Annotated in this window: 15 protein-coding genes; all 15 read left to right on the forward strand. The window is 29.4% G+C overall.

All coding sequences use genetic code 11. The features are described 5' to 3' along the window. The first annotated feature begins 26 nt into the window (after nucleotides 1-26). Nucleotides 27-1,685 carry a DNA repair protein RecN gene (recN, locus tag EII29_RS04395; RefSeq protein ID WP_125236324.1) on the forward strand — a complete coding sequence of 553 codons (1,659 nt, stop codon included), beginning with the start codon at nucleotides 27-29 and terminating at the stop codon, nucleotides 1,683-1,685. Beyond that, nucleotides 1,685-2,632, forward strand: coding sequence for a site-specific tyrosine recombinase/integron integrase (gene xerA / locus EII29_RS04400; protein WP_125236325.1), 948 nt, complete (start codon nucleotides 1,685-1,687; stop codon nucleotides 2,630-2,632). Before recN ends, xerA begins: the two co-directional genes overlap by 1 nt. 36 nt (nucleotides 2,633-2,668) lie before the next feature. After that, the gene (locus tag EII29_RS04405) at nucleotides 2,669-3,079 is read left to right on the forward strand and encodes a phospholipid phosphatase (protein WP_125236326.1); all 411 of its coding nucleotides are present in this window, start codon (nucleotides 2,669-2,671) and stop codon (nucleotides 3,077-3,079) included. Nucleotides 3,080-3,191: 112 nt separating this feature from the next. Beyond that, a complete protein-coding gene (locus EII29_RS04410) occupies nucleotides 3,192-3,782 on the forward strand; it encodes a DUF1694 domain-containing protein (protein ID WP_125236327.1) in 591 nt (196 codons plus the stop codon). Further along, complete coding sequence (murA, locus tag EII29_RS04415; protein WP_125236328.1) at nucleotides 3,775-5,043, forward strand: UDP-N-acetylglucosamine 1-carboxyvinyltransferase; 1,269 nt, start codon at nucleotides 3,775-3,777, stop codon at nucleotides 5,041-5,043. Before EII29_RS04410 ends, murA begins: the two co-directional genes overlap by 8 nt. Nucleotides 5,044-6,050: 1,007 nt before the next feature. Continuing rightward, nucleotides 6,051-6,707, forward strand: coding sequence for a J domain-containing protein (locus EII29_RS04420; protein ID WP_125236329.1), 657 nt, complete (start codon nucleotides 6,051-6,053; stop codon nucleotides 6,705-6,707). Between the two features lie 179 nt (nucleotides 6,708-6,886). Beyond that, complete coding sequence (locus EII29_RS04425) at nucleotides 6,887-7,147, forward strand: hypothetical protein (protein ID WP_125236330.1); 261 nt, start codon at nucleotides 6,887-6,889, stop codon at nucleotides 7,145-7,147. A 597-nt stretch (nucleotides 7,148-7,744) separates the two neighbouring features. Beyond that, the gene (locus tag EII29_RS04430) at nucleotides 7,745-8,992 is read left to right on the forward strand and encodes an ROK family transcriptional regulator (protein ID WP_125236331.1); all 1,248 of its coding nucleotides are present in this window, start codon (nucleotides 7,745-7,747) and stop codon (nucleotides 8,990-8,992) included. A 41-nt stretch (nucleotides 8,993-9,033) separates the two neighbouring features. Further along, nucleotides 9,034-10,053, forward strand: coding sequence for a galactose/glucose ABC transporter substrate-binding protein MglB (mglB, locus tag EII29_RS04435; protein WP_125236332.1), 1,020 nt, complete (start codon nucleotides 9,034-9,036; stop codon nucleotides 10,051-10,053). A gap of 82 nt (nucleotides 10,054-10,135) precedes the next feature. Further along, the gene (gene mglA, locus EII29_RS04440) at nucleotides 10,136-11,650 is read left to right on the forward strand and encodes a galactose/methyl galactoside ABC transporter ATP-binding protein MglA (protein ID WP_125236333.1); all 1,515 of its coding nucleotides are present in this window, start codon (nucleotides 10,136-10,138) and stop codon (nucleotides 11,648-11,650) included. 9 nt (nucleotides 11,651-11,659) lie between these two features. Next, nucleotides 11,660-12,691 carry a galactose/methyl galactoside ABC transporter permease MglC gene (mglC, locus tag EII29_RS04445; protein WP_125236334.1) on the forward strand — a complete coding sequence of 344 codons (1,032 nt, stop codon included), beginning with the start codon at nucleotides 11,660-11,662 and terminating at the stop codon, nucleotides 12,689-12,691. Nucleotides 12,692-12,812: 121 nt separating this feature from the next. Continuing rightward, nucleotides 12,813-13,970 (forward strand): galactokinase, encoded by a 1,158-nt coding sequence (locus EII29_RS04450; RefSeq protein WP_125236335.1) that lies wholly within the window; start codon nucleotides 12,813-12,815, stop codon nucleotides 13,968-13,970. Beyond that, entirely contained in the window at nucleotides 13,967-15,016 is a 1,050-nt protein-coding gene (locus tag EII29_RS04455; protein WP_125236336.1) for an aldose epimerase family protein, read from the forward strand. The genes EII29_RS04450 and EII29_RS04455 overlap by 4 nt, the downstream gene beginning before the upstream one ends. Before the next feature lie 294 nt (nucleotides 15,017-15,310). Beyond that, nucleotides 15,311-16,288 (forward strand): UDP-glucose 4-epimerase GalE, encoded by a 978-nt coding sequence (gene galE, locus EII29_RS04460; RefSeq protein ID WP_125236337.1) that lies wholly within the window; start codon nucleotides 15,311-15,313, stop codon nucleotides 16,286-16,288. A 25-nt stretch (nucleotides 16,289-16,313) separates the two neighbouring features. After that, entirely contained in the window at nucleotides 16,314-17,906 is a 1,593-nt protein-coding gene (locus EII29_RS04465; RefSeq protein ID WP_125236338.1) for a UDP-glucose--hexose-1-phosphate uridylyltransferase, read from the forward strand. Nucleotides 17,907-17,955 lie beyond the last annotated feature (49 nt).

The following is a 17,955-nucleotide window of genomic DNA, read 5'->3' on the forward strand; positions in this document are numbered from 1 at the left end:
GGATTAATAGAAAAGGTGAGAGGAAAATGCTAAGAGAATTAAGACTGAATAATTTAGCAATAATAAAGAATCTTGATTTGGAATTCAACGAAAATTTAATAGCTCTTACAGGAGAAACCGGAGCCGGAAAGTCAATTATATTAGATGGAATTTCTTTGCTTATAGGTGAAAGAAATCAGGCAGATATGATAAGGACAGGGGAAGAGAGCCTTCTAGCAGAGGGAGTTTTTGATTTGAACCAAAATCAAATAAAAAGGCTGAATAGGCTTGGATTTGACATAGAAGATAACGAACTTATAATTTCAAGATATTTTGATAGAAATTCAAAATCAAAAGTAATTGTAAACGGAATAAGAATGACAGTTTCAAAGTTGAAAGAACTTATGGGGAATATTCTTGATTTAGTAGGGCAGCATGAGCATCAGTTTCTTTTAAATAAAAATTTTCATATGAATTTGCTTGACAAATTTTTAGGGAAAGAAGGTATAGAGCTAGCAAAAAAAATGAAAGAAAATGTTTCTGATTTAAAAAAACTGAAAAATAAAATAGAAGAAATTGAAACGGAAAAAGAAAAAATAAGTGAAAAAAAAGATATACTGGAATTTCAGTTTAATGAAATCAATAATCTTAATTTAAAGGTAAATGAGGATAATGAGTTAGAAGCCGAATATAAAGTACTATTCAATGCAGGAAAAATAGGTGAGAAATTGGAAGACTCTCTACAAAGGCTGAAAGAAGGGGAGTATTCGATTTTAAATTCTTTGGGAAAAATAAAGAAAAATTTTGAACAGCTTTCAAGTATATCAGAAACATATACTGAACTGAAAGAAAAAGTTGAAAGTATTATATATGATGTAGAAGATATTTCTTATACTATTGAAGATTTTACAAGGGAAACACAAACGGATGATGCAAGATTGGAAAAAGTTGTTGAAAGAATAGATCGGATTAATAAACTCAAGCTGAAATACGGAGCCACAATAGAAGAAATACTTACCTATAAAGATAATATTGCAAAAAAGCTGTCACTTATAAATTTTGAAAATGATGAACTTGAACAACTTAAAAAAGAAAAAAAGGAAAAAACACAGGAATACTTTGTATACAGCGGAAAATTGAGCGGATTGAGAAAAAATATAGCTGAGAAACTTGAAGATACTATAAATAAACAGCTGAAAGATTTAAATATGGAAAATGCACAGTTTAAAGTGACTTTTTCTGAAAAAAGAGTTATAAGCTCCAGAGGGACTGATGATGTGGAATTTATGATGACTACAAATCCGGGGGAAAGTTTTAAATCACTTTCAAAAATTGCTTCAGGAGGTGAAGTTTCACGAATAATGCTTGCGTTAAAAACTGTATTTTCAACTGTTGATAATATATCAGTTCTGATATTTGATGAAATAGATACAGGAATTTCAGGAGAAACAGTAAGAAAAGTAGCTGAAAAACTGAAAGAACTTTCCAAAAATGTACAGGTAATATGTGTTACACATTCACCTCAAATTGCCGCAAAGGCAAATCAACAGTTTTTCATAAAAAAACAAATTGAAAATAATTTGACCGAAACGAAAGTCTATGAATTGAATACGGAAGAACGTATAAAGGAAATAGCAAGAATAATATCAGGGGATAATATAACCGAGACTTCTATTAATCATGCCAAAGAGATTATGGAGCTGTAATGAAAAATAATAATAAAATAATTATTGATGAAATGAAAATAAAACAGGAAAAGGAAACTAAAAGGGAAAATAGAGTTGAACGCCGAAATAGTTTACTTATAAAGGAATTTTTAGATTATTTATACTTTGAAAAGGGAAGCTCTAAGAATACAGTTGCAGGATACGAAAGAGATTTGAAACTTTTTTTTTCCTATGTAGAAAAAACCGCTACAGATATAAAAGAAGATGACATTTACAAATATATAGAAGAAATCGGAAAAGAGCTAAAAAGAAATTCAGTTCTTAGAAAAATAGCTTCAATCAGGACATTTTATAAATTTTGTTACTTGAATAAAATAATGAGAGAAGATCCGGCGGGAATGATAAAAAGTCTTAAAAGGGAAAAAAGGCTTCCTGAAGTTTTAAGTTTAAAAGAAGTAAAAATGATAATAGATAATTTTAATCATACCGCTGAAGGAATAAGGGATCGGCTTATTATAAAGTTTTTAATAGCGACAGGAGCAAGAATTTCCGAAATACTCAATCTTGAAATAAAAGATGTGGAAAATCAAGGGTATGAATTTATAAAAGTTCTTGGAAAAGGTTCAAAATATAGGATAATTCCTATCTATGACAATCTGGAAAAAGAAATAAAGGATTATCTTCTTAATTACAGACCGAAATTGAAAAATATAGAAAAAAATTTTAAACTTTTTCCTAATATAAGAAGGGAAAATTTCTGGAAGAGATTAAAAAAAGCTTCTAAAAATGCAGGAATAGAAAAAAATGTATATCCACATATATTTAGACATTCGGTAGCGACAGTTCTTTTAAGTAACGGAGCTGATATAAGGATTGTTCAGGAAATTTTAGGACATTCAAATATAAGTACGACTGAAATTTATACTCATGTGGAGAAATCTGCTCTAAAAGAAATTTACAATAAAATCAAAATTGGAGACAAGTAGTTGAATTACTTTACTGAATAATAAACAGGAGGAGAAATGGCAGTAGAAAAAAAACAGGAAAATAAAAAGAACATAATGCCGTTAATACTTATATTACTATGGGGATGTGTTTTTTTACTTATGAAATCCAATATAATTAAAATATATGTAGGGACTTTTATACTGACTTTACTGTATATATATCTGAATTTCAATTTAATAAATATTTATTTTTTAAGTAAAAGAACTACATTTAAAATATATGTCTTTATGCTTCTTGATTTAATTTATTTTTTGAGAGGTTCGTTTAATTTGTTTTCCATTATGATATATTTAATATCAATGACAGTTTTAGTATTTCTTATAATGAAAGATGAAGGAAAAAACGAATTGTCAAAGATATATCAATTTGCAGGCTTTTATACAGTGCTTAAAGTAATATTTATTTTAATGCTTGTATTTTTGTAGTATTTATGGACAATTTTATCCTGACGGAAAAAATTCAAGTAAAGGAGAATTCAAAAAAGTATTTGAAAATTTTACGTTTTATGATAAAATTTCTATTATGGACGGAGAAAAAATGAAAAGTGACAATAATGAAGCAAATGTCGAACTTATTAAGCATATTGAAAAATTTAAAGATAGAGTAAGAGAAGTTAAACTTGAGAAAAATGTGTTTTTAGGTGAATATAAAGAGAGAGTACTTGGGGCACTGACAAGAGAACAGGTAAAAGAAAAAGGAATATATCCTGAAATAGAGAAAATTTTAGAAAATAAAGAAGCTGAAAAAATGATAATTTCCAGAGAAATAGATTTTAATGATATAAAAAAATATATAAGCCTGGCTAAAAAAAAGAATATTTCTTATAAAATGATAGACGGATTACTTTATACGGGAGAAATAGGGTTAGTTATTGCATCAAGTGATGCTTTAAGTAAACCTCTTGAAAATCCTGTTATTAAAACAAAAAAAGAAAAATTTGAAGAAAAGAAATTATCGGAAATTTACTATCAGTCAATGGGAAGTAAAATATGCGATTTTCATAAAGAAATAATTGATAAAGAACTTCCCGAATATAAACATGGTTATGAAAAAATAGGAATTATGGACAGCCTTTTTGGGACAAAATGTCCAATTTGTGAAAAATTAGGAGGAAAAAAACGTGGTTGACGGATTTAAAATTAAAGGAAAAACACCATTAAACGGCATAATAAAAGTAAGTGGAGCTAAAAATGCAGCTCTTCCCATAATAATAGCAACACTTGTAGCTAAAGGAGAATATACTTTAAAAAATGTACCTAATCTGAGAGATATAAGAATATTGATGAAACTGCTTGAAGATTTGGGAATGGAAACTGAAAAAATAGACGATACTACATATAAAATAACAAACAGTGGATTTAAAAGAAATGAAGCAAGTTATGAAATAGTAAAACAGATGAGAGCTTCTTTTTTAGTTATGGGACCTATGATTGCAAATCTTGAAGAATCTGTAGTTTCCCTTCCGGGAGGATGTGCAATAGGTTCGAGACCTGTAGATCTGCACTTAAAAGGGTTTGAAGCATTAGGAGCTGAAATAACGAGAGTCCATGGATATATTCACGCCAAATCGGATAAATTAAAAGGAGCTGTAATACCGTTAGGATTCCCCAGTGTAGGGGCCACACAAAATCTTATGATGGCAGCTGTAAAAATTCCGGGAAAAACTATCATATCCAATGCTGCAAGAGAGCCGGAAATTGTGGACTTGGGGAATTTTCTTATTAAAATGGGAGCAAAAATAACAGGACTTGGAACAACGAATATTGAAATTGAAGGAGTAGAAGAACTACATGCAGTGGAGTATTCTATAATGCCTGATAGAATTGAAGCAGGAACTTATGTTATTGCTTCACTTATTACCGAAGGAGACTTAAAAATTGAAAATATAAATCTGGAAGATTTAGGAGTATTCAAATCTGAATTGGAAGCAATGGGAGTTGAATTTCAATATAACGGAAACACTTTAACTGTAATAGGAAATCTTAAGGAACTTAAACCTTCTAAAATAAGAACAATGCCTCATCCCGGATTTCCTACTGACATGCAGCCTCAGATGATGTTACTACAGACATTGATAAACGGAGCAAGTTCAATGGAAGAAACGGTATTTGAAAATAGATTTATGCATGTTCCTGAATTTAACAGAATGGGAGCGGATATTTCCATAAGACATGGAGTAGCTATGATAAACGGGGGAGTACCTTTAACAGGAGCTGAAGTAATGTCGTCAGATTTAAGAGCGGGGGCTGCACTTGTGCTGGCAGGACTAGTTGCAGATGGAGAAACGGTGGTAAACAGAGTCTATCATATTGATCGTGGATATGATAAGCTTGAGGAGAAACTCAATGCCGTAGGTGCCGAGATTAAAAGGGTTAAGCTTGAGATATAATTTCAAAATTTATTTTGATAATCATTTGATATAGAAAATCAATAATTTTAGATAATGAAGGAATGATTTTCATATTTTATAGATTCCAAATATCCGGTATTTTTACAATTTTAATGGTGTGTAAATCTAAAATATAAGATTTATTACATTAGAAAGAGATCTCGGAGATTTTTCAAGCTTAAACAAATAGTAAAAAAACTTGAAAATAAAGATGTCGGAGTAAAGAGATTTACTCCGGATAAAAAATTACGGATGGATAATCAAATAATTTGATATAAACGGATTGTCATGTTTATAATATATATAAGTATATAAAAAAGAGTGAATAATCCTGTTATATTTGGTAGTAATTACAATATGGAACCTGTATGAAATAAATTTTTACAAAGAAAAATAATAATTTTATTTGTAAGATCTTATAAAAAATATCCAGTATTAAAAATTAATAATATTAAATTGATTTTAAAAAGAGGTGTAAGCCTCTTTTTTTAAATTGATATTTGTCTTATTTTGAATATTATTTATCTTTGTAAAAGACATAAAAAATTTTATATATTAAAAAAATAATATTTTTATATTTGATTAATATATGTGGCTTTATAATTAATATGATTTTCTTAAATTTGCTTAAGATATGTCTAAAAACTGCCAAAATGAAAAATTTTAAGGGATATTTTTAAAAAATAAATAATAAAATATTAATTTTATTATGATTCTGTTAATTTAAAAAGTAAAAAATTTAAAATATAGTAAATTTTAAGTTTTCAGACATACTTTAAGAAATAAGAATAATTAAAATAAGATATCATAATTGTGTTAAACGAATTACTGAATGGTACATAATAATTTTTATCTATTTAAAAAATTATATAACTATTTACATAATTAAATGAAAATAAAAATTTAAAATATAAGTAAATATTCAAAAATTGAAAAAATAATATTATAATAAAATAAAATTTAAAAATTAAGATAAGAAAATATATTAAAAACAAAAGGAGACAGAATTGCAGATAATAGGAAGAGGAATGCAATTTTTATTAACAGGAATATGTTTGTTAATAAAAATTATTATAAATGTTTTTTGGAAATTGTATATTTTTGTAATTGGAATATTATTATTTTTTACAGTGTTAATGAATATTAACAGTTGGAAATTATTTTGGGAATTTTTATTTTTAGGATTTCAAGTGCTTGTAGCAGGGTTTCTGACAGATTTTGTAAATAGTTGGACAGGAAAAATTTTTGGTAATATATTAAATGAAGAAGAGGAAGATAAAGATATTTTTGAAAAATATAAGAAACAATTTTTTTATCAAAATAAAAGAAGTGAATATAATTCAGAACAGTCAAATTATTCGAGTTCCGGATATTCAAATTATTCAGGGTATTCTGAATATAAAGAAAATAAATATGAAAATTATTCAAAAGCTCGGGATGATATTGTAAAAAAATATGAAGAATATTTAGAATATTTCGGAATAAATACGAAAATGAAAATAACATTGAAGATAATAAAAAAAGCATATAAAACAAAAATTAAAGAAGTACATCCTGATAAAAATCCTGGAAAAGACACTACCGAAGAAACTGTAAAAGTAAACGAAATAAAAGAATTCCTGGATATAAATTTGGAATATTATTTAATGAAAAGAGGTTTTTAAGTGGTTATAAAAAACTTTAAATATGTAAAATTGGCCTTAATATGTCCTTATATAATAATATTCCTATGGGAAGTATATATTTACTATCTTTATCAAAGTCCTGATTCATCTGTTATGGTAATTCCTTTTGTAGGTTTGTTAATAATGTTTAAAAGATCTTAGGACTTGGAGAGATAATAATGAAAAGAGAACTTTATCGAAGAATAGTCAAATTACCTATTTCCAAATTTAATATAATGAACTGGAATGTTAATAAAAATATCGGGATATCATTTGTTGATTTTGAAGGAAATACATTCTGGTTTTGCGGAACACGGACTGATTTTGAAATGCATATACTTTCATTGAAAAATATATATAGTAGGGAATATAATGATTACATTATATTTAAAGATATAATTAATAATAACAGTTATGTAGTTTATAAGTATACTGAGTAAATAAAAATATTTATCTAATATAAATAAAAAATCTTGATTTTTCAAAAAATAGAGATACAGTTTATTAAGATATAAAAAATATATATAAATATATATCTAAAAAGAAACTTGCTCATAAATTTTGGAAAAATTATTTGAATAATAATTAAAAATGACGGATAAATTATTAATTTGATTAATATTAAAGATAATAATCGAAAATAAAACTGTAAAAATTTAAAATGCTTTTCTATAATTAAAATGGAAAGGTATTTTTTATTATATTATGAAATGTCGATTATAATAAAAAATATTATAACTATTAGTATTGTTTTCTGTTAGAAGTCCTTTCAAAAATATATATTATATGCTGTATTAATTTGATAATGATTAAAATAAAACAAAATAAACAGAAATTTTACAAAAAAATCATAAAATTATATTCCAAAAAAAATATTTTTTTTGAAAAGTTAAAAAATAAAATATATGATATAATAAATAATAATAATATATTTTTTAGAAATTAAAAAAAGTTAAAAAAGTTAATGAAAAAAAACAAACTTTTTTTTGAAAAGTTAAAAAAGTTGGGTATATTTGTTATAGAAGAGGATGATTGAAATGCAGGAAGAAAAAAAAGCAAAAGTCAGGAAGTTGAATAAAACTGATTATCAGATACTTGAGAAGACAATGAAAAATTCCAAAATTTCCAGAACGGACTTATCAGAACAGTTGGAACTTACTCCCGCAGCAATTTCAAAAGCAATAAAAAAACTAATTTCTCATAATCTTATAGAAGAACATCACAATTTAAACTCTACAGGAGGAAGACCAAGAACAGTCTTAAGAATAAACAGAAAATATAAGAAAATTATAGGTATTAATCTGGGAGTAGGATTTATAAGTATAGCAGTTAGTTATCTGAATGGTGAGATACTGCAAATCGGCGAAAGGAAATTTGCTTTTAAAACTCAGGAAAAAGTACTTGATTTATTAGATGAGGAAATATCAAATATTATTGAAAAATTCAGTATAGATTCCATTGCCGGGATAGGTCTTGCAACTCATGGTCTTGTAGATAGGAAAAAAGGAACGGTAATATTTTCCCCGCATTTCAAATGGAGGAAACTGGAAATTCGTAAAAGACTTGAAAACAAGTATAATATTCCGGTTGTAGTTGAAAATGATGTAAGAGCCATGTTGACAGCAGAGCATATGTATGGGCGTGCAGGAAAAATGAAAAATTTTATGCTCTTATATATAAGAAACGGTGTAGGTTCTGCTATTTTCCTAAATGGGAAAATATTTGAAGGAAGCAATTATGGAGCCGGTGAAATAGGGCATTTTATTGTAAAGGAAAATTCGACCGTACAATGTCGATGTGGAAAATATGGCTGTCTGGAAACTGAATATTCGGAGCAGGCACTTATAAACAGGACAATTTGGGAATTGGAAAAAAGAGAAAGCAGGGAAATAAAAGGAAAATTAACTATAGATCATGTGTATACTAAATTTAAAAATAAAGAAGAACCCTATTTTTCCATAGTAAAAGAAGCAGCATATGAAACGGGAAAAGTTGTCGGTAATATTTTGAATGTATTGGATATTAACGATGTAGTAGTTTCAGGAGATACGGTAATGGCTGAAAAACTGTTTCTTGATAATTTTAAAAAAGGTGTGGACAGGATGATACTTGAAGAATTCAATAAAAGAATCAGAATTGTTCCATCGGGACTTAGTGATATGATAGGCATTTATGGGGCGGTATCATTGATTACAAGTAATCTGTTTACAGGAGAAAAGCTCCTTAAAATAAAAAAAGAAAATGAAGTTCCCGAAAGTTTTACAGATATGGAAAAATTTTATTAAACTAAGGTTATAAAAAAAATTATTTTATAGAGGTGAAAAGGATGAAAAAAATTTTATTGGTTATGTTGGGAATGTTTATGTTACTGGCATGCGGAGGAGAGAAAGAAGAAGCGAAAGGAGGTCAAGTAGAGGGAGGTAAGAAAATTAAAATTGGGGTTACTATTTACAAGTATGATGATAATTTTATGGCAACATTGAGAAAAGATCTTGAAGCATTTGCCAAAGAGGACGCCAATGTGGAATTGATTATGAATGATTCTCAAAATAATCAGGCAACACAAAATGAACAGGTAGATACAATGATAGCAAAAGGTGTAAATGTATTGGCAATCAATCTGGTAGATCCTGCAGCGGGACAGACTATAATTGATAAAGCTAAAGCTGCCAATGTACCGGTTATATTTTTTAATAAGGATCCGGGAACTGCTGCATTACAATCATATGAAAAAGCTTATTATGTAGGAACTAAACCTGAAGAATCAGGAGTAATTCAGGGACAGTTAATTGAAAAAAACTGGAAAGCCGATCCGAAAGAAGACCTGAACGGTGATGGAATTATTCAATATGTACTTTTGAAAGGAGAACCCGGACATCCTGATGCTGAAGCAAGAACAACATATGTAATAAAAGAATTAAATGATAAAGGTGTTAAAACAGAAAAATTAAATGAAGATACAGGAATGTGGGATGCAGCTCAGGCAAAAGATAAAATGGACGCATGGCTTTCAGGACCTAATGCTTCAAAAATAGAAGTAGTTATTTCAAATAATGATGGAATGGCACTTGGAGCATTGGAAGCATTGAAAGCTCATCAGAAACAGTTGCCTATTTATGGAGTTGACGCTTTAGCGGAAGCATTGACACTGATTGAATCAGGGGAATTAAAAGGAACTGTGTTGAATGATGGTAAAAATCAGGCTAAAGCAGTTCTTGAGCTGGCAAAAAATTTAGGAAACGGAAAAGATCCTCTTGAAGGAACATCATGGAAATTTGAAGAAAAATCAGTTAGAATCCCTTATGTAGGTGTAGACAAAGACAACTTGGCAGAATTCAAAAAATAATTGGAGTAAATAAAAATTAATGATACCGCTGATGAGCTCTTTGCAGACTTATTTGCGGTATCTTTTTAAAAAGAGGTGAAAAATGAAAAGTTCTGATAAAAAACATGAGTATGTTCTCAGAATGGAAGGTATAAGTAAGGAATTTCCCGGAGTAAAAGCATTGGACAAAGTCAATTTAAAAATAAGACCAAATAGTGTTCATGCATTAATGGGAGAAAACGGAGCGGGGAAGTCTACACTTATGAAATGTTTGTTCGGAATATACAAAAAAGATACAGGGGCAATTTATCTTGAAGGGGAAAAAATAGAGTTCAGAAATTCTAAAGAAGCACTTGAAAAAGGTGTATCAATGGTACATCAAGAATTAAATCAAGTTGTACAAAGAAATGTAATGGACAATATATGGTTAGGAAGATATCCGAAAAAAGGACTATTCATAGATGAAGAAAAAATGTACAAAGATACAAAGGAAATATTTGACAGACTTGAAATAAAGATAGATCCGAGAACTAAGGTAAGCAATCTTTCAGTATCTCAAATGCAGATGCTGGAAATTGCCAAAGCAGTTTCTTATGATTCAAAAGTACTTATACTTGATGAACCGACTTCATCATTGACTGAGAATGAAGTAAAACATCTGTTTCATATAATAAAAAAATTACAGGGAAGTGGTATAGGAATAGTATATATTTCCCATAAAATGGAAGAAATTACTGAAATATGTGATGAGATAACAATATTAAGAGACGGTCAATGGGTTACAACAGAAAAAGTAAAGGATCTTACAACTGATGAGATTATTAACCTTATGGTCGGAAGAGATTTGACAAGCAGATTTCCCGATAAGAACAATATTCCCTCCGATGTAATAATGGAAGTGGAAAATCTGACTGCCAAAAGGAAAAATTCAATTGAAAATGTTTCATTTACTTTGCATAAAGGAGAAATTTTAGGAATAGCCGGACTTGTAGGTTCTAAAAGAACAGATATAGTTGAAACCGTGTTTGGGGTAATGGAAAAAAAATCCGGAATGATAAAAATACACGGTAAGGAAGTGAATATAACCAGTCCGAAAGAAGCTACAAAAAACGGACTTGCACTTATTACCGAAGAAAGACGTTCTACCGGAATATTTTCAATGTTGGACATAAAATTTAATTCAATAATTTCAAATACAAAAAGTTATAAATCGAAAATAGGGTTGCTTGATGACAAAAGAATACAAAAAGATACAGGTTGGGTTATAGAAAGTATGAGAGTGAAGACACCGTCTCAGAAAACTCATATAGGAAGTCTTTCAGGCGGAAATCAGCAGAAAGTAATAATAGGAAGATGGCTTCTGACGGAGCCTGAAATACTTCTTATGGATGAGCCTACAAGGGGGATAGATGTCGGAGCGAAATTTGAAATATACCAGTTAATGGTAAATCTGGCAAAAAAAGATAAAGGAATTATTATGATTTCATCGGAAATGCCGGAACTTCTGGGAGTTACCGACAGAATTTTGGTGATGAGTAATGGTAAAGTGGCGGGAATAGTCAAGACATCTGAAACAACTCAGGAAGAAATATTGAAATTAACGGCAAAGTATTTATAGGAGGAAAAAATGACGGAAAAAATATTGAGCAAGGATAAGAAAAGTATAAATCCAAAAGAAATAATAATGAATGGAGGGATATATCTCGTTTTAGTGTTACTTTTAATTATGATAATAGTAAAAGATCCATCATTTTTAAGTTTGAGAAATTTTCAGAATATTCTTACACAGTCATCGGTAAGAATAATAATAGCATTGGGAGTGGCAGGAATTATAGTAACTCAAGGAACGGACCTTTCAGTAGGAAGACAGGTCGGAATGGCTGCATTGCTTTCAGCTACATTATTACAGGCAGTAACTAATCCGAACAAAGTTTTTAAAGGACTTGCAACTTTACCTATACCTCTCGTTATACTTATAGTAATAATTTTAGGAGCAATATTTGGACTGGTGAATGGTCTTATAGTTGCAAAACTTAATGTTGTACCTTTTGTTACGACAATGGGGACAATGGTTATAGTGTATGGGATAAATTCTCTTTATTTTGATTATGTAGGTGCTTCACCTGTTGCCGGATTTTCTCCGAAATATTCTGAAGTTGCACAGGGATATTTGTTCAAAATAGGTCAGCTAAGTCCTTCAAAACTTATATTGTATGCTGTAGTAGCGATAATATTTATGTGGATATTGTGGAATAAGACAGTGTTCGGAAAAAATCTGTTTGCAGTAGGAGGAAACCCTGAAGCGGCAAGAGTTTCAGGAGTAAATGTGGCAAGAACACTTATAACAGTGTATATATTATCAGGAATTATGTATGCACTTGGAGGATTTCTTGAAGCGGCGCGTATAGGTTCTGCTACAAACAATCTCGGATTTATGTATGAAATGGATGCTATTGCCGCATGTGTAGTAGGAGGAGTTTCTTTTAGCGGGGGAGTAGGAAAAATTTCGGGAGTAGTTGCGGGAGTTATTATATTTACTCTTATAAATTATGGATTGACTTATGTTGAAGTAAGTCCATACTGGCAATATATTATAAAAGGAATAATAATTATAGTGGCAGTTGCAATAGATGTATTGAAATATAAGAAAAATAAATAATTGAAATATGTGAGGGCTGTTATTGCCCTCGTATTTCGCTATATATGAAATTTTGATTTTATTTTAATAATAATAGTGAGATAAATAAAATAAAAATTTAATTTTTCAGGAGGAAACAACAATGTCTGATTTAAAGAGAAAATTTTTGAAAGTATTTGGAGAAACACATGAAAAGGAATTTTTCTCTCCGGGAAGAGTAAATTTAATCGGAGAGCATACAGACTATAATGGAGGGAATGTATTTCCCTGTGCTATAGACAGAGGAACTTATGCCTTTGTAAAATTAAGGAATGATAATAACTTTAGAATGTATTCTGAAAATTTTGAGAAATTAGGTGTAATAGAATTCAGTTTGGATAAACTTGAAAATGAAAAAGAACATAACTGGGCTAATTATCCTAAAGGAGTTATAAAAATGTTTACGGAAGCAGGGTATGAAATAAATAGAGGATTTGATATACTGTTTTACGGAAATATACCTAACGGTGCAGGACTTTCATCGTCAGCTTCTATTGAAATACTTACCGGAATAGTATTAAAAAATTTATTTAATCTGAATATAGATATGATAGAAATGGTAAAATTATGTCAAAAAACAGAAAACTTATTTATCGGAGTGAATTCAGGAATAATGGATCAATTTGCAGTGGGAATGGGTAAAAAAGATCATGCAATTTTACTTGACTGTAATACATTAAAATATGAATATGTACCTGTTATACTTAAAGATGAAGTAATAGTAATATCGAATACTAATAAAAGAAGAGGTCTTGCAGATTCAAAATATAACGAAAGACGTGAAGAATGTGAACAGGCATTGAAAGATTTACAGAAAAAACTTAATATAAAAGCATTGGGAGAACTGTCAACTGAAGTTTTTGAAGTAAATAAAAAATTAATAGAAAATGAAGTAAACAGAAAAAGAGCGAAACATGCAGTTTATGAAAATCAGAGAACTTTAAAAGCTCAACAGGAATTATCAAAAGGAAATTTGGAAGAATTCGGAAAATTAATGAACCGGTCTCACGAATCACTCAGAGATGATTATGAAGTTACGGGAAAGGAACTTGATACATTAGTGGAATTGGCATGGAAACAGGATGGAGTAATAGGTTCAAGAATGACAGGTGCAGGATTTGGAGGATGTACCGTAAGTATAGTGAAAAAAGATAAAGTCGATGAATTTATAAATAATGTGGGAAAAGAATATAAAGAAAAAATAGGATATGATGCTGATTTTTATATTGTAAAAGTAAGTGAAGGACCGAGAATGTTATGATAAGTGTAGAAAAAAAACTGTTTGGAATATATAAAGGGGAAAAAATATTTAGATATGAGTTGAAAAACAGCAACGGATTTCAAGTGAATATCTTAAATTTAGGAGGGATTATAACGGGAATATATGTGAAAGACAAAAAAGGAAACATTAAAAATACAGTATTAGGTTATCAAGAGATTGAAAAATATATCGGAAATTCGGCATATCCCGGTGCTATAATAGGAAGAACTGCAGGAAGAATAAAAAATGGAGAATTTTCGATTGACGGAGTAAAATACAGTTTGGGAAAAAATGACGGTAAAAATTCTTTGCATGGAGGGAAAGAGGGTCTTAATGACAAAATTTACAATGTAAAGGAATTAGGTAACGGGATAGAACTGTCTTATATAAGTCCTCATATGGAAGAAGGGTATCCGGGTACGGTAGAATTTAAAATTTTATATTTAATAAATGAAAATAACGGATTATCTCTTGAATATAATGCCGTTTCAGACAGGAAAACTTATATTAATCTGACTAATCATACATATTTTAATTTGTCCGGAAATCTTGAAAAAAATGGAGATGAGCAGATATTAAAAATAAAAGCGGATAATGTATGTGAATTAGGTTCAGGGCTTATACCTACAGGAAATTTTATCAGTGTTGAAAACACCGTGTTTGACTTTAGAGAAGGATTGAAAATAAAGGATGGTATAGAAAAGGGACATTCCCAGTTTAAAATAACAAGGGCATATGATCATCCTTTCATTTTGAATTATAGTGGAGTCGAGAATGAACCTCAAATTATACTTTACTCTGAGTATAGCGGCATAGAAATGGAAATCAGGACAACTGAAAGATCGGTAGTAATATATACAGGAAATTATCTTGATGATGTTTCTGAATTTCAGGAAGAAAAAGGACAGAATAGGCGTTATCTTGGAGTAACGATAGAAACACAGGATTTTCCTGACGGAATAAATATAAAAAACTTCAATGTAAAACCTCTTAAAGCAGGAGAAAAATATTATAGTAAAACTACATATAAATTTAATATAGTTTAGTATTAAAAAAGTCCAAAATATTGTGAGTTATATGAAAAGATTGCTATTATATTGAAGATAAAAAATAGAAATTCAATAAATAAAAATGATATTTACTTTTATAAAAGAAATTTGCAGATAAGAATATATGAAATTGAGAGTCAATATTTTATTAATTTCAAAAAATAGAAAGATATATAAAATTTATATACTTTTATAATTCTTAAAATATTTAAAGTAGTTTGGACAGTAATATATTCCAAGAGAATTGATTTTTACAGCAACAAATCAAAAAATAGAAAAGGAGTCATTAAAATGAATGTACTTGTAGTAGGAGGAGCCGGATATATAGGATCACATACTGTAAATCTGCTTAAGAAAAATGGTTACACTCCGATAATTTATGATAATTTATCAAAAGGTTATGAAAATGTGGCTGAAATATTAAATGTCAAAATTATAAAAGGAGATCTCGGAGACAGGGAAAAACTGAAACAGGTTTTTGAAGAGGAAAAAATAGATGCAGTTATGCATTTTGCAGCATTTATAGAAGTAGGAGAATCTGTACAGAAACCGTCTGAATATTATGACAATAATGTAGTAAAAGTTATAAAATTACTGGATCAGATGGTAGAGTCAGGAGTGAAATATTTTATATTCAGCTCTACAGCTGCAACTTTCGGTGAGCCTCAAAAGGAAAAAATAGATGAAACTCATATTCAATTACCTATAAATCCTTATGGAAAAACAAAATTGGTAGTGGAAAAAATACTTGAAGACTATGACACGGCTTATGAACTTAAAAGTACAGTACTTAGGTATTTCAATGCAAGCGGGTGTGATAAAGATGGGTTGATAGGAGAAAGTCATATACCTGAAACTCATTTAATCCCTCTCATATTACATGCGGCAAGCGGTAAAAGGGAAAGCATAAAAATATTCGGAAATGATTATAATACTAAAGATGGTACATGTGTAAGAGATTTTGTACATGTATATGATTTGGCAAAAGCACATATTCTGGGAATGGAAAAAATGTTTAAGGAAAACAGAAGTTTGAACTATAATCTCGGAAGCGGAGAAGGATATACAGTAAAAGAAGTTATTAACAAAGTCAGAGAAGTTACAGGAAAAGACTTTAAAGTGGAAGAAGTAGAAAAAAGAGCGGGAGATCCTGCGATTTTAATAGCTGATTCCACAAAAGCCGAAAAAGAGTTGGGTTGGAAACCTGAATATAATCTTGAGGAAATTATAAAATCAGCATGGAAATGGGAAACAGATAAAAAATATTAATTAAAACAGACAGGATGTAGATAATATGGACATATATTCAGAAATAGAAAAGCTTATGGAATATTCCATAAAAAACGGATTTGTAAATGAAGACGACAAAATACTCGTAAGAAATCAGGTATCTGAAGCACTGGAACTAGATACTTTCAGAGAATTTTCAGAAGAGGAAGCTGAGAACATAAGAAAAGAAGCTGAAAATACAGTGTATCCTTGTGAAATATTGGACAATTTGGTGAAATGGGCAGGAGAAAACGGAAAACTGAAAAGTGATACCGTTACTTTTCAGGATTTGATGAATTCAAAAATAATGGGTTGTATAGTCCCGAGAACATCCGAAATACGTAAAGAATTTTGGGATAAATATGATAATTACGGAATAGATAAGGCAACTGAGTATTTTTATGAATTATCAAGAAAAAGTAATTATATAAGAATGGACAGAATATCTAAAAATATTCACTGGACTTATGAAAATGAATATGGAGACCTTGAAATAACAATTAACCTTTCGAAACCTGAAAAAGATCCGAGAGATATTGCAATGGCAAAGGACAGAATTTCCACAAATTATCCCAAAGGACTTCTAGATAAGGAAAATGAAGGATATATGGGAAGAGTAGATCATCCGGGAAGGCAAAATCACAGGACGGTTAAGTTGGATCTGCTGAATGAAAAATGGTATTTTCAGTATTCTCCTTATATCTATTATAATGAGCATTCCATAGTGTTTTCACATGAACACAGACCTATGAAAATAAATAAGTCTACATTTGAAAGACTTTTGGAATTTGTGAAAATGTTTCCTCATTATTTTATCGGTTCAAATGCTGATTTACCAATTGTAGGAGGGTCAATACTTTCCCACGACCATTTTCAGGCAGGAAGGCATATTTTTCCGATGGAAAAAGCAAAAATAAAAGAAAAGATATTTTTTACGGGGTATGAAGATGTAAATGCAGGAATTGTAAATTGGCCTATGTCTGTCATAAGATTGTGCGGAGAAAAAAACAGGCTTGTAGAATTGGCAGATAAAATTTTAAAAAAATGGATAGAATATAATGCCGAAAAACTTGATATATATGCTTATACAAAAGGAGAACGACATAATACGATTACACCCATAGCAAGATTTAAAGACGGAAAATACGAGCTTGATTTAGTTTTGAGAAATAATCTTACAAATAAAAATCATCCTTTAGGTATTTTTCATCCTCATGATGAGCATCATAATATTAAAAAAGAAAATATCGGATTAATAGAAGTAATGGGACTTGCCATATTGCCGGGAAGATTAATGGAAGAAACCGGACAGATAAAAGAAATACTTTTAAAAGTAAGAAGTTCCGAAGAATTTAAAAATAACAGAAGTTATAAATCCTGTTATGAAGAAATGAATAAAAGTGAGCTATTAAAAAAACACACAGAATGGCTGAAATACTACCTTGAAAAAGATAAAATAAAATATATGGTTGAAGAAGATGTTGAAATATTTATAAAAAACGCCATAGGAGAAACTTTTTCAAAAGTTTTGGAAAATTGTGGAGTATTTAAGAATAATGAAGACGGAGAAAAAGGATTTAGAAAATTTATAAAAAAAGTAAATGAGTATGAAGTTTAAAGAAAAGTTTGAAATAAAAAATTACAAAAAAGCAAAACTGTAAAAAGGA

The sequence above is a fragment of the Leptotrichia sp. OH3620_COT-345 genome (assembly GCF_003932895.1).
Classification (GTDB): Bacteria; Fusobacteriota; Fusobacteriia; order Fusobacteriales; family Leptotrichiaceae; genus Pseudoleptotrichia.

Bases quoted from the DNA above. Each gene is read 5' to 3' on its own strand.
- recN (WP_125236324.1), top strand. From the start codon at position 27: ATGCTAAGAGAATTAAGACTGAATAATTTAGCAATAATAAAGAATCTT.
- xerA (WP_125236325.1), top strand. From the start codon at position 1,685: ATGAAAAATAATAATAAAATAATTATTGATGAAATGAAAATAAAACAG.
- EII29_RS04405 (WP_125236326.1), top strand. From the start codon at position 2,669: ATGGCAGTAGAAAAAAAACAGGAAAATAAAAAGAACATAATGCCGTTA.
- EII29_RS04410 (WP_125236327.1), top strand. From the start codon at position 3,192: ATGAAAAGTGACAATAATGAAGCAAATGTCGAACTTATTAAGCATATT.
- EII29_RS04425 (WP_125236330.1), top strand. From the start codon at position 6,887: ATGAAAAGAGAACTTTATCGAAGAATAGTCAAATTACCTATTTCCAAA.
- EII29_RS04430 (WP_125236331.1), top strand. From the start codon at position 7,745: ATGCAGGAAGAAAAAAAAGCAAAAGTCAGGAAGTTGAATAAAACTGAT.
- mglB (WP_125236332.1), top strand. From the start codon at position 9,034: ATGAAAAAAATTTTATTGGTTATGTTGGGAATGTTTATGTTACTGGCA.
- mglA (WP_125236333.1), top strand. From the start codon at position 10,136: ATGAAAAGTTCTGATAAAAAACATGAGTATGTTCTCAGAATGGAAGGT.
- mglC (WP_125236334.1), top strand. From the start codon at position 11,660: ATGACGGAAAAAATATTGAGCAAGGATAAGAAAAGTATAAATCCAAAA.
- EII29_RS04450 (WP_125236335.1), top strand. From the start codon at position 12,813: ATGTCTGATTTAAAGAGAAAATTTTTGAAAGTATTTGGAGAAACACAT.
- EII29_RS04455 (WP_125236336.1), top strand. From the start codon at position 13,967: ATGATAAGTGTAGAAAAAAAACTGTTTGGAATATATAAAGGGGAAAAA.
- galE (WP_125236337.1), top strand. From the start codon at position 15,311: ATGAATGTACTTGTAGTAGGAGGAGCCGGATATATAGGATCACATACT.
- EII29_RS04465 (WP_125236338.1), top strand. From the start codon at position 16,314: ATGGACATATATTCAGAAATAGAAAAGCTTATGGAATATTCCATAAAA.